The 12,381-nt window shown below is 71.2% G+C and carries 11 protein-coding genes; 4 read left to right on the top strand and 7 right to left on the bottom strand.

Annotation, left to right across the window (positions count from 1 at the left end; translation table 11 throughout):
* Positions 1-202: 202 nt before the first annotated feature.
* Positions 203-1,465, top strand: coding sequence for a styrene monooxygenase/indole monooxygenase family protein (locus G3I65_RS45640; RefSeq protein WP_160701630.1), 1,263 nt, complete (start codon positions 203-205; stop codon positions 1,463-1,465).
* Here the strand turns inward: G3I65_RS45640 and G3I65_RS45635 are convergent.
* The 5 genes from G3I65_RS45635 to G3I65_RS45615 all read right to left on the bottom strand — a co-directional run bounded on the left by G3I65_RS45635 (position 1,411) and on the right by G3I65_RS45615 (position 7,650).
* The gene (locus tag G3I65_RS45635; protein ID WP_160701629.1) at positions 1,411-2,841 is read right to left on the bottom strand and encodes an alpha/beta hydrolase; all 1,431 of its coding nucleotides are present in this window, start codon (positions 2,839-2,841) and stop codon (positions 1,411-1,413) included. The two genes, G3I65_RS45640 and G3I65_RS45635, sit on opposite strands and share 55 nt — an antisense overlap.
* 72 nt (positions 2,842-2,913) lie before the next feature.
* Positions 2,914-3,912: a TIGR03842 family LLM class F420-dependent oxidoreductase gene (locus G3I65_RS45630; RefSeq protein WP_160701628.1), complete on the bottom strand. Its 999-nt coding sequence runs from the start codon at positions 3,910-3,912 to the stop codon at positions 2,914-2,916.
* A gap of 9 nt (positions 3,913-3,921) precedes the next feature.
* Positions 3,922-5,304: a dihydropyrimidinase gene (hydA, locus tag G3I65_RS45625; protein WP_160701627.1), complete on the bottom strand. Its 1,383-nt coding sequence runs from the start codon at positions 5,302-5,304 to the stop codon at positions 3,922-3,924.
* Positions 5,304-6,086, bottom strand: coding sequence for a nitrilase-related carbon-nitrogen hydrolase (locus G3I65_RS45620; RefSeq protein ID WP_239071845.1), 783 nt, complete (start codon positions 6,084-6,086; stop codon positions 5,304-5,306). Before G3I65_RS45620 ends, hydA begins: the two co-directional genes overlap by 1 nt.
* A 10-nt stretch (positions 6,087-6,096) precedes the next feature.
* On the bottom strand, positions 6,097-7,650 hold the full coding sequence (locus tag G3I65_RS45615; protein ID WP_160701625.1) for an NCS1 family nucleobase:cation symporter-1: 1,554 nt from the start codon (positions 7,648-7,650) through the stop codon (positions 6,097-6,099).
* A 241-nt stretch (positions 7,651-7,891) separates the two neighbouring features.
* Between G3I65_RS45615 and G3I65_RS45610 the strand changes: the two genes are divergently transcribed.
* The 3 genes from G3I65_RS45610 (at position 7,892) to G3I65_RS45600 (ending at position 11,547) form a co-directional block, all read left to right on the top strand.
* Complete coding sequence (locus G3I65_RS45610) at positions 7,892-8,563, top strand: response regulator transcription factor (protein ID WP_345944112.1); 672 nt, start codon at positions 7,892-7,894, stop codon at positions 8,561-8,563.
* Positions 8,560-9,540: a HAMP domain-containing sensor histidine kinase gene (locus tag G3I65_RS45605; protein ID WP_160701623.1), complete on the top strand. Its 981-nt coding sequence runs from the start codon at positions 8,560-8,562 to the stop codon at positions 9,538-9,540. The genes G3I65_RS45610 and G3I65_RS45605 overlap by 4 nt, the downstream gene beginning before the upstream one ends.
* Before the next feature lie 546 nt (positions 9,541-10,086).
* The gene (locus G3I65_RS45600; protein ID WP_160701622.1) at positions 10,087-11,547 is read left to right on the top strand and encodes a DUF4153 domain-containing protein; all 1,461 of its coding nucleotides are present in this window, start codon (positions 10,087-10,089) and stop codon (positions 11,545-11,547) included.
* Positions 11,548-11,639: 92 nt separating this feature from the next.
* On the opposite strand, the gene G3I65_RS45595 is transcribed toward G3I65_RS45600, so the two are convergent.
* Both G3I65_RS45595 and G3I65_RS45590 read right to left on the bottom strand, forming a co-directional pair.
* Positions 11,640-11,972 (bottom strand): SSI family serine proteinase inhibitor, encoded by a 333-nt coding sequence (locus G3I65_RS45595; protein WP_163046868.1) that lies wholly within the window; start codon positions 11,970-11,972, stop codon positions 11,640-11,642.
* Between the two features lie 58 nt (positions 11,973-12,030).
* Positions 12,031-12,381: helix-turn-helix domain-containing protein (locus tag G3I65_RS45590; RefSeq protein ID WP_160701621.1), on the bottom strand; the 351-nt coding region annotated here is incomplete at its 5' end.

Below are 12,381 nucleotides of genomic sequence, written 5' to 3'. Positions count from 1 at the left end.
CGGGTCGCGGTCGCCACCGCCGAGCCGTTCGCGACGACGCCCACCGCGCCCCAGGCGCTCCGGCTGGCCCTCGGCTCCGTCGGGCTCACCGAGCTGCGCGACGCGCTGGCGGCCGTCCGGGAGGAAGCCGAGCACGACGCGTACCGCTGACCGCTCGCGGCGAGTACGTTGGGAGCACAGGGTTTCCGGGGGAGGGGCGGCCATGCGGCGGATCGGGATCGTCGGAGCGGGGCAAGCGGGATTGGTCCTCGCGATCGGATTGCGCCAACAGGGCTACGCCGTCACGGTGTTCGCCGAGCGCCCGGCGGACGAGGTGCGGGCCGGGCGGCTCATCTCCAACCAGTGCCTGTTTTCCCCGGCCTTGCAGCGCGAACGCGAGCTCGGCATCAACTTCTGGGACGCCGAAGCGCCGCCGATCCGGGAAGTCGCCTTCGCGGCCGCGGGTGAAGGCACCGAGCCCGCGATGTCCTGGCGCGTCGGGCTCGACCGGCCCGCGCAGTCGGTCGACCAGCGCGTCAAGGTCGCGGACTGGCTGGCAGAGTTCGAACGCCTCGGTGGCGACCTGCGGATCCGCCGCGTCACCCCGGACGAGCTGGACGAGTGCGCCCGAGAGTTCGAGCTGCTCATCGTGGCGGCCGGGCGCGGCGCGCAGTTCGACGCGCTCTTCCCGCGCGACGACGAGCGGTCGCCCTACCGCGAGCCGCAGCGGGCGATCGGGATCCTCTACGTCACCGGGGAACTCGACGTGGTGCCCGGCCTGACGTTCGGGATGTCCCAGGTCGGCGAGTTCTTCCTGCTGCCAGGGCTTTCGGTGCGCGGGCCCGTGCACGGCCTCGGCTTCTTCGGCGTGCCCGGCGGGCCGATGGACGTCTGGGACGGGGTCGCCGACGTCGGGCAGCACTACGAGACCGCCCGGAAGCTGTTGCGCGCGCACTACCCGTGGCAGGCCGCGTTGCTCGACGACGCCCGGCCGGCGGGGCCCGCCGACCTGCTGCACGGCCGGATCACGCCGGTCGTCCGGCACCCGGTGGGCACCCTGCCGTCCGGGGCGAAGGTCCTCGCGATGGGCGACACCGCGGTGACCAACGACCCGGTCGGCGGCCAGGGCGCCAACATGGCCGCGCGGGCGGCCCGGGCGTACCAGGAGGCCATCGTCGAGCGCGCCGACCGGCCGTTCGACGAGGAGTTCATGCACGACGCGTTCGCCCGCTACTGGCGGCACGCCCGGCACGCGACGCGCTTCAACAACGACCTCTTGGCCCCGCCGGCGGACCACATATTGGCCACTTTGGACACCGCGCAGCGGATTCCCGAAGTGGCGCACCGGTTCGCGCACCTCTTCGAGAACCCCGCCGACTACGAAGGCTGGCTCGGCGATCCCGAAGCGGCGATGGCTTACCTCCGCGATGTTCAGTCCGGCGCGCAGAGCGTGCCGGGGGCGGGCACCGCGCCGGTGGTGAAGTAGCGGTCCAGCCACGCGTCCACGCAGGCGCTCTTGCCGCGGGAGCCGTGGCCGTACGTGTCGAGGCTCAGCAGGCGCGCGTTGCCCAGCAGCTTTTCGGTCCGCCGGGCTCCGGCGTACGGCGTTTCCAGGTCGCCCTGGCGGTTGGCGAGCAACAGGATCGGGGCGGTCGGGCGGTTCCACGGGCCGGTGTAGCGGCCGGTGTCCGAGACGTCCCAGGTGGCGCAGGGGAGCGTCTTGTAGACGTCGTACGGCCCGAAGCCGCGGCCGACCCGGTCCGCGCGCCGGGCGTAGTCCCACCAGACGGCGGGGTCTCGCGGGTTCGCCGCGTCCGAGCACAGCGTCGCGCCGCCGCCCAGGAGGGAGTCGATGTCCGGTGGGCCGCCCGCCGACGCCGGTGCGCGCGATGCCGGGTCGGCCAGTGCGGTCAGGAACGCGGCCAGTTGCGGCGCGGCTTGCGCGTCGGTCAGGTAGTCATGGATCCGGGCGATCGCGCTCTGGTAGGTGACGGTGACCTGCTTGCCGGAAGTGTCTGTGACCGTGATCGGACCCGTGGCCAAGCGGTCCAGGATCGCGTCGTAGTCGAACGCGCAGCGCGTCCCGCAGGAGCCCAAAAAGGACTGCAAGGCGCGTGGTCCGTCTTCGTAGCCGCGCAGGCGGTAGCTCATCGGGCCGGGTCCGGTCGCCCAGCGCACCGGGTCGTCGACCGCGTCGAGCGCCACGGAACCCACGCGGCCGGGGAACAGATTGGCGTACGTCTCGCCGAGGTAGGTGCCGTAGGACTTCCCGTAGTACCGCAGTTTCGGCTCGCCGAACGCCGCCCGCAGCCGGTCGAGGTCGCGGGCGATCGTGCCGGTGGAGAGGTGGTTCGCCAGCGGGCCCGCGTTCCGCTCGCAGAGGTCGGTCACCGTGCGGGTGTCCGCGATCTGCCGCTGTTCGGCTTCGCGGGTGAGCGGGAACGTGCCGAGCGCCCGCTGGAGCACTTCGAGCTGCGCCGGGTCGGTGAAGCAGTGGATCTTCGAACTCGCGCCGACGCCACGCGGGTCGAACCCGACGATGTCGTAGCGCTCGTGCAGGAAGCGTGTCAACGCGGGCGCGAACCGCCCGGACGAGCCCGGGCCCCCGGGGTTGTAGAAGATCGTGCCCAGCTTGTGTGCCTGGTCGGTGGCGGGCAGCCGGCCGACGGCGATCGACGCGGTGCCGGCCGAAGGGTCCTGATAGGACATCGGGACGTCGAGGTGTCCGCACTGGTACCCGGCGGCGCACGCGGATTCCCAGACGATTCCGGCGGGGCTCGCGGCGGCCGCGGGCGCACTCAAGGCGACCGCGCTCGCGACGGCCCCCAGAGCCAGCGCAGCACGGAGTTTCGGAGAATTCATGACCCCGATCGTCCCGGCACCGGGACCGGGGGCGCGCGGGTGCGCACCCCCGGAACCGGGGTAGGGCGGGCCCTACGCGGTGAGCTTCGGGATGATCTGCGAGCCGTAGGACGCCAGCGTCGCTTCGCGGTCGTCGTGCATCAGATACAGCGAGAACTGGTCCACGCCCAGCTCCGCCAGCTCCTGCAACCGTTCCACGTGCGAGGAGGCCGGGCCCAGCAGGCAGAACCGGTCGACGATCTCGTCCGGCACGAACTCCGTCGAGGGGTTGCCCGCCTTGCCGTGGTGGCTGTAGTCGTAGCCCTCCCGCTCGCGGATGTAGTCGGTCAGCTCGCGCGGCACCGCGCCCGAAGACCCGTAGCGCGCCACCAGGTCCGCCACGTGGTTGCCGACCATCCCGCCGAACCAGCGCAGCTGTTCGCGCTGGTGCGGCAGGTCGTCGCCGACGTACGCCGGGGCCGCGACGCAGATCGTGATGCCGCCGGGATCGCGTCCGGCCGCCCGGGCGGCGTCGCGCACCGCGCCGATCGTCCAGCGCGCGATCGCCGGGTCCGCGCACTGGAGGATGAAGCCGTCGGCGTGCTCGCCGACCGTCTGCAGCGCCTTGGGTCCGTACCCGGCCATCCACATTTCGAGCCTGCCGTTGCGGATCCAGGGGATCTGCACGGTCTTCTCGTTCATTTCCACCGCGCGGCCTTCGGCGAGGTCCTTGACCACGCGCATGCAGTCGCGGACGGTGGCCAAAGTGGACGGTGGCTTCCCGACGACCCGGTGCGCGGAGTCGCCGCGGCCGATACCGCAGACCGTCCGGTTGCCGTACATGTCGTTGAGCGTCGCGAACGTCGACGCCATCACCGACCAGTCGCGCGTGCCGGGGCTGGTCACCATCGGCCCGACGACCAGCGACGACGTCGCCGCGAGGATCGCCGAGTAGATGACGAACGGTTCCTGCCACAGCACGCAGGAGTCGAACGTCCAACCGTAGCGGAACCCGGCGTCCTCGGCGTCCTTCATCAGCCGCACCACGTCCCGCGCGGGCGGGTCGGTCTGCAGCACGATCCCGAAGTCCATCGCGCGCTCCTAGTTCAGGTACTGGTTCAGCGAGCGGGACAGGAACTTCCCGTGCGACGTCGACCCGGTGAACCCGTCCGGCGAGACGACGACGCGCCCGCGGGACAGCACCGTGTGCACGCGGCCGGTGATCTGGAACCCTTCGTACGCCGAGTAGTCCACGTTCATGTGGTGCGTCTCCGCGGACAGCGTCTGGGTCGCCGACGGGTCGTAGATGACGATGTCCGCGTCCGAACCCGCCGCGATGACGCCCTTCTTGGGGTACAGTCCGAACATCCGCGCCGGCGTCGCCGAGCACGTCTCGACCCAGCGCCCGAGCGTCAGCTCACCGGCGACGACGCCCTGGTGCAGCAGGTCCATCCGGTGCTCGACGCCCGGCATCCCGTTCGGGATGGCCCGGAAGTCGCCGCGGCCGAGTTCCTTCTGGTCCTTGAAGCAGAAGGGACAGTGGTCGGTGGACACCACGGACAGGTCGTTGGTCCGCAAGCCGCGCCACAGATCGGCCTGGTGCGACTTCTCCCGCAGCGGCGGCGAAGCGACGTACTTCGCGCCCTCGAAGTCCGGCTTCGCCAAGTCCTCGATGGACAGGTACAGGTACTGCGGACACGTCTCCGCGAAGACGTTCTGGCCGTCGTTCCGCGCCTCTGCCACTGCCGCAAGCGCTTGCGACGCCGACAGGTGCACGATGTACAGCGGTGATCCGGTCACCTTCGCCAGCTGGATCGCCCGCGACGTCGCCTCGCCTTCCAGCTCCGGCGGACGCGTCAAGCCGTGCTGGACGGGGTCGATCTTCCCGGCCTCGAACGCCTGCGCCGCCAGCTGGTCGATCGCGATGCCGTTCTCCGCGTGCATCATGATCGTGGCGCCGATTTCGCGCGCCTTCTGCATGGCCAGCAGGATTTCGCCGTCCGTGGAGTAGAACACCCCCGGGTAGGCCATGAACATCTTGAAGCTGCCGACGCCGCCGTCGACGCAGGCTTCCATCTCCTTCAGCGACTGGTCGTTGACGTCGCTGACGATCATGTGGAAGCCGTAGTCGATCGCGCAGTTGCCGTCGGCCTTCGCGTGCCACTTGTCCAGTGTGGACAGCAACGACGTGCCCTTGGCCTGCACGGCGAAGTCGATGATCGTCGTCGTGCCGCCCCAGGCCGCCGCCGTGGTGCCGGTCGAGAAGCTGTCGACGGAGTGGGTGCCGCCGAACGGCATCTCCATGTGCGTGTGCGCGTCGATGCCGCCGGGCAGCACGTACTTGCCGGTGGCGTCGATCGTCTCGTCGCCCGACAGCGTGCCGGGCGCCCCGACGGCGGCGATGGTCTCGCCGTCGACGAGGACGTCCGCGAGCAGCGCGCCAGACGGCGAGACGACCTGGCCACCCGTGATGAGCGTGGTCATCAGGCCTCCGTGAGGGGGCCGTAGGTGTCCGGGCGGCGGTCGCGGTAGAACGCCCACAGGTCCCGGACCTCGTCGAGCTGCGCCATGTCGAGGTCGCGCACGACGACCTCGTCCTCGGTGTCGGACGCGGCGTCGCCGATCAGCTGCCCGCGCGGGTCGGCGAAGTACGTCTGGCCGTAGAAGTCGTTGTCGCCCAGCGGTTCCTTGCCGACGCGGTTGATCGCGCCGACGAAGTACTCGTTCGCCACCGCGGCCGCCGGCTGCTCGAGCCGCCACAGGTACTGCGACAGGCCGCGGCTGGTCGCCGACGGGTTGAACACGATCTTCGCCCCGGCCAGGCCCAGCGCGCGCCAGCCCTCCGGGAAGTGCCGCTCGTAGCAGATGTAGACGCCGATGCGGCCCACGGCGGTGTCGAACACCGGGTAGCCCATGTTGCCGGGCCGGAAGTAGAACTTCTCCCAGAAGCCCTTGACCTGCGGGATGTGGTTCTTGCGGTGCTTGCCGAGGTACGTGCCGTCGGCGTCGATCACCGCGGCGGTGTTGTAGTAGACGCCGGGTTGCTCGACCTCGTACATCGGCACGACGAGCACGACGCCGTGGCGCTCGGCCACCTCCTGCATGAGCTTGGTCGTCGGGCCGTCCGGGATGCCCTCGGTGTAGGAGTAGTAGTCGGTGTCCTGCACCTGGCAGAAGTACGGCCCGTAGAACAGTTCCTGGAGGCAGACGACCTGGGCGCCCTGCGAGGCGGCGGTGGCGATGTGGTCGACCGCCGCCTTGATCATGGACTCCTTGTCACCCGTCCACCGCTGCTGGATCAATCCGGCTCGGACGACGCTCACTTGCTTCCTCCTTGGTAGACGATGCGGACAGGGCGGCGAAGACGACGAACGCGCCGACGAAGCCGACCACCCAGTTGTAGTCGTAAAGGGGCTTGAGGAACGGGATCAGACCGGCATCCGGGAACGGCCCGCCATACGCTCCGCCGACCGCCAAGAGGGCTCCGACCAGCGTGGCGACCAGCGCGCGCCAGTTCCAGCCGCCGCTGAACCAATACACCCCATCGGGTGTGTAGAGGTCCTTCAGCTTGAGCTTGGTGCGGGCGACGACCCAGTAGCCCGCGACGAGCACCCCGGCCACCGCGCCGAGCAGGCCGCCGTAGAAGCCGAGCCAGGCGAAGATGTAGATGTTCGGGTCGGAGTAGAGCCGCCACGGCTGGATGAGGATGCCGATGACGCCGGTGATGCCGCCGCCGACCGCGAACGTGATCTTCTTCGGGAAGGCGTTCGAGAAGTCGTAGGACGGGCTGACGACGTTGGCCGCCAGGTTCGCCGAGATCGTGGCGAGCACCAGCGCGACCAGCGCGACGACGACCACGACCGGGCTGGAGAACTTGTCGGCCAGCTGCGCCGGGTCCCAGATGTCCTCGCCGTAGAGCACGTGCCCGCCCGACGTGGTCAGGATGGCCACGATCGCGATGAACGTCATCGTGGTGGGCAGGCCGAGGATCTGGCCGCGGACCTGCTTGCGCTGGCTGCCGCCGAAGCGGGTGAAGTCCGGCATGTTGAGCGACAGCGTCGACCAGAACGCGATCATCGCCATCAGCGACGGCGCGAACACCTTCCAGAAGTCCGGGCCCCAGCCGAGCTTGCCGCCGTCGGACAGGATCGGGCCGAGCCCGCCCGCCTTGACCAGCACGTACCCGAGCATGATCAGGAAGCCGACCGACACCAGCGGCGCCGTCCAGTTCTCGAACCGGCGGACCGCCTCCATGCCGCGCCAGATGATGAGCATCTGGCCGATCCAGAAGACCACGAAGGACAGCCACAGCGTCCAGTGCTGGCCGGCGATCACCGAGGAGTCGCGCCACCACGAGCCGAGCAGGCGCCCGAGGATGACGTAGATGGCCTCGCCGCCGACCCACGTCTGGATGCCGAACCAGCCGCACGCGATGAACGCGCGCAGCAGCGCGGCCAGGTTGGCGCCGCGCAGGCCGTAGAACGCGCGGGCGAACACCGGGAACGGGATGCCGTACTTCGTGCCGGCGTGGCTGTTGAGCAGCATCGGCACGAGCACGATCAGGTTGCCGATGGTGATCGTGATCAGCGCCTGCACCCAGTTCATGCCGAGGGCGATGAGCGACGCGGCCAGGGCATAGCTCGGGATGTTGTGAGCCATGCCCATCCACAACGCGAAGTAGTTGTAGGTGGTCCAGGTCCGTTTTTCGACGGGGACGGGTGCCAGTTCCTCGTTGAAGAACCGGCTGCCTTCGAGAGACCCGACGTCGGCGGGGTTCAGTTCGACCCGGCCGTCGTCGTGCACGCGCTGGTCTGCGGGTGTCGGCGCCATTGCGGCATCCTGCGCGCCTGGTCATCACCGGGGCAACGGCAGAGTGTTCACTCTTCCACGGCCTGGAGTGCAGTCTGTCGATTGCGCGAACGGGCGTCGGGGTGCATGACCTGCGTCACACATCCGGCCGTTACGAACCGGCAAAGCGGGTGAAACGTCTCCACAGGATCTCCACACTTCACGCGGACCGTCTCCACCGGGGGTGCATAGGGTCGTGGCCATGGAACTGGGTGGGCGGCGGGTGCTCGTCGTCGAGGACGACGGCACGATCGCCGCGTCGATCGCGGCCCGGCTGCGGGCCGAGGGGTTCACCGTGGACGTCGCGCACGACGGGCCGGCGGCGGTCGAGGCGGCGGCTTCGGCGGAGCCGGACCTCGTGGTGCTGGACGTGATGCTGCCGGGGTTCGACGGCCTGGAGGTCTGCCGCCGCATCCAGGGGCGGCGGCCGGTACCGGTCCTCATGCTGACGGCGCGTGCCGACGAGACGGACATGCTGGTCGGGCTGGGCGTCGGCGCCGACGACTACCTGACGAAGCCGTTCTCGATGCGGGTGCTGACCGCTCGGGTGCACGCGCTGCTGCGGCGGGTCGAGCGCTCGTCGTCGGTCGCGGGCACCCGGATCGTGCTCGGCGACCTCGAAATCGACGTCGACCAGCGGCGCGTGGCCCGGGCGGGCGTCGCGGCGCAGCTGACGCCGATCGAGTTCGACCTGCTGGTGCACTTCGCCCGGCGGCCGCGGGCGGTGCAGCCGCGCGAACGGCTGCTGTCGGAGGTGTGGGACTGGGACGTCCACGGCACGTCCGCGGGCACCCGCGCGGTGGACAGCCACATCAAGGCGCTGCGGCGGAAGCTCGGGGCGGACCTGATCCGCACGGTGCACGGCGTCGGCTACGCGCTGGAGGCGGGATCGTGAACCTCGTGCCGCGGCCGCTCGACCGGATCCGGTCGATCAAGCTGAAGCTGGCGATCCTGATGGTCGCGTCCGGCGGGATCGCGTTCGCGTTCTTCAACTGGCAGATCGGCTGGCTGCCGCCGAAGACGACGATCACCGCGATGGTGCTGGCGCTCGTGCTGTCCCAGGTGCTGGCCCACGGCATGACGCGCCCGCTGCGCGAGATGACGGCGGCGGCGCGCGCGATGGCGAAGGGCGACTACACGCGGCGGATCCGCGCGACCACGCGGGACGAGGTGGGCTCGCTGGCTTCGGCGTTCAACCAGATGGCCGGGGATCTGGGGGACGCGGACCGGCAGCGGCGCGAGCTGATCGCGAACGTGTCGCACGAGCTGCGGACGCCGATCACGGCGTTGAACGGCGTGCTGGAGAACCTGGTCGACGGCGTCGAAGACCCGGACCCGGCCACGTTGAAGACGGCGCTGCAGCAGACCGAGCGGCTGGCGACGCTGGTGGACGAGCTCCTCGACCTGTCCCGGCTGGACGCGGGGGCGATCCCGCTGCACAAGACGTCGTTCTCGCTGGCCGATCTGCTGTCGGAGGCGGTCTCCGAGGCGGCGCTGGTGCGCGGGGTGAGTTTCTCGGTGTCGGCGCCGGACGTGCCGGTGACCGCGGACCGCGGGCGGCTGTTCCAGGTGGTGGCGAACCTGCTGGAGAACGCGGTCCGCCACGGTCCGGCGGGCGGTTCGGTGCGGGTGCTGGGGGAGGTCCGGCCGGGCGAGGTGCGCATCGACGTGTGCGACGAGGGGCCGGGGATCGCGCCGGCGGATCGGGTCCGGGTGTTCGAGCGGTTCACCCGGGGCGAGCGGCCGTCCGGCGGCGGGACGGGGCTGGGGCTGGCGATCGCCCGGTGGGCGGTGGAGCTGCACGGGGGGACGATCGGGGTGGTCGATTCGTCCCCGGGGTCGCGGATCCGGGTGACGTTGCCGACCGGCTGATTTTCTGTGGCGCCGACCTGGGGAGAGCTTGGGCGATGGTATTTGCGAACGTGAACGTTGGGAGTGGATGGGATGCCGAAGAGCAGCGTGGGTGGGGCCGGGAGGCCTGGTGAGGGGAAGGGAGTGCCGCGGGGCAAGCGCCAGGTGATGGCGGGCGGCGAGGAGGGGGTGGGCGGGCCCGCGGCTGGTGGTGATGGGGAGCGAGGGGGTGAATCCGCCGGAGCGGCCGGCGGCGTGCGAGCGCGGGCGACTGGCGCCGCCGGTGGTGCTCAGGCGGGTGGAGCTGGTGCTGCGGGGGAGCGAGCGGGCGGAACCGCTGGGGCGTCCGGCGGCGTGAGGGCGCGGGCGGTTGGCGCTGCTGGTGAGCGAGCGGGAAAGGGCGCTGCGGCGACTGGCGCCGCCGCGGGAGCCAGTGCGGCCGCCGGGAGTGCTGGTGCTGCGGGAACTCGCGTGGCGGCTAAAAGTGCTGGCGCCGCGGGAGTCCGTGAGACCGCGGGAACCGCTGGTGCATGGGCCCAACCCGGCGGCACCGCCTGGACCACCGGCATGCCCCCTGCCCACGGCGGCGTAGCCATCGCCGCCCCGCCCGTCCTCCTCCAGCCCCTCCCGCCCCCGAAGTCCGCGACCGTCCCCCTGCCCCCAGCCGTCCTCCCCGCCGCCGCCGTCGCCGGGATCGCCGGAGCCCTGCTCCTCCCCATCGACCGCCCCGGCATCGGCTGGCTGCTCGTCGCCCTCGCGGTCGCGGTCGCCGTGACCGTCGCCAACCGCGGCCGCTTCACCTGGACGAACGCCGCCTGGGGCCTCCTGGCCCTCGCCCTCCTGAGCGTCGGGACCTTCCGCGCCTCCGGCTGGCTGTTCGCCCTCTGCGTACCCGCCGCCGTCGTGGCCGGGTCGCTGGCCGTCGTCGGGGCCCGGACCGTCCACAGTGTCCTCTACGACATGGTCGCGCTGCCCCTCGAAGCCCTCCGCGCGATCCCGTGGGCCGGGCGCGGGCTCGGGCGGTTCGCCGGACGCCGGGACGGGGTGGCCCGGCGGATCGCGCTCGCCGTGCTGGGGGCCGCCGTGCTCGTGGCCGTCTTCGTGCCGCTGCTCGCCAGTGCCGATGCCGCCTTCGCCGCCGTCGTCACCGCCGTGATCCCCGATCTCAGCCCCGCCGTGGTCGTGCGGTGGTGCCTGGTCTTCGTCGTCGTCGCGCTCCTCGTGGCCGGGGCGTGCTACTTCCTGGCCGCACCGGCCGAAAAAGCCAAAAAAGAAAGTCCGGAAAGGACCAAATACGGTCTGGAATGGACGGTCCCGCTCGTCGTCCTGATCGTGCTGTTCAGCGTCTTCGTCGCCGTCCGGCTGGTCGTGCTCTTCGGCGGCACCGAATACGTCCTGCGCACCAGCGGCCTGACGTCGGCGGAGTACGCGCGCAGCGGCTTCTGGCAGCTCTGCGCCGTCACCGTCCTCACGCTCGCCATCGTCGCCGCGGCGCTGCGCTGGGCGCCGAACACCACGAAAGCCGATCGGCTCCGCCAGCGGGTCCTGCTCGGCGCGCTGAGCGCGTTGACCCTCGTGCTCGTCGGCTCGGCGCTCAGCCGGATGGGGACCTACCAGGAGGCGTACGGCTTCACCGTGCTGCGGCTGCTGGTCGAGGTCTGCGAACTGTGGTTCGGCGCCGTGTTCGTCCTCGTCCTGGTGTCGCTGGTCCGGCTGCGCTCGTCGTGGCTGCCGCGCGCCGCGATCGGGACGGCCGCCGTCGCGCTGTTCGGGCTCGCCGTCCTGGACCCCGAACGGCTCATCACCGACGCGAACCTCGATCGCGCCGCCGCCGGGAAGCCGCTGGACCACCGGTACCTGGCCGGGTTCTCCGCCGACGTCGTGCCGGTCGTCGAGGCGCGGCTGCCGGAGCCGCTGCGCACCTGCGTGCTGCGGCAGGTGCTGGCCGGCGACAGCGCGGACGGCTGGCCCGCCTGGAACCTCGCCCGCGCCTCGGCGCGTGACGTACCTCTCGGGCACTGCGGCTGAACCGGACCGGCCGGTCAGGCGTGGTTAACCACATGCGCGGAAGCCACCGGGCCGTCGTGGGGGCGGTCCGGCGGCTTCCGCGCGTCCGGGGCTCAGAAGGCGAAGACGTCGTCCGAGTCGCGGTCGGCGGCGCAGCGGTTCGGGTACGTCGCGCGGAACGACACCGGCTTGCCGCGCCAGGTGCCGACCACCGTGACGTCCACCGGGGCGTAGATCAGCGTGCAGGCCTGGTGCCGGGCGTTGATCTTCGAGAAGTCGCCGTCCACGCCGGCCAGCACCGCGCACGCCTTGCCGCGCTTCGGGTGCGTGCCGCCGGTCGGCTCGCAGGTGAGCACCACCGAGCCGATCCGGTTGGCGGTGTCGTGGCTGGTCAGCTGCAGCGTCGACGCCGGGGGCTGCGCGGGGGCGAGGCAGCTCAGGCTCATCAGGCAGGCAGCGAAGGGGAGTAGGGCCATATCGGTGTCATCGGCAGCCCCGGGCCGATCACTGTGCTCCACGTCCGGGTGAGTCTTCGTCGCTCGGCCGGGTGAGGTCCGACGCCAGCAGGGCGACGTAGAGCGAGAGCATCGACTCCGGGTCCTCCAGCCGGACGCCGAGGACCTGCTCGATCCGGGCGAGCTGCTGGTAGTACGCCGTCCGGGAGGTGTGCGCGGCCGCGGCCGCCGCCGACTTGTTGCCGCCCTGCTCGCAGTAGTGCCGCAGGGCCTGGACGAGCCGGCTGCCCGTGGCCGCGTCGCGCTGCAGCAGCGGGCCCAGCTCCCGGTGCGCGAACGCCGTCACCCGCTCGTCGCCCGCCAGCAGGTGCAGCAGGCCGCGCAGGCGGACGTCGGACAG

It is taken from the genome of Amycolatopsis sp. SID8362 (assembly GCF_010550475.1).
GTDB classification, from domain to species: domain Bacteria; phylum Actinomycetota; class Actinomycetes; order Mycobacteriales; family Pseudonocardiaceae; genus Amycolatopsis; species Amycolatopsis eburnea.
This window is presented reverse-complemented; position numbering and strand designations above follow the sequence as displayed.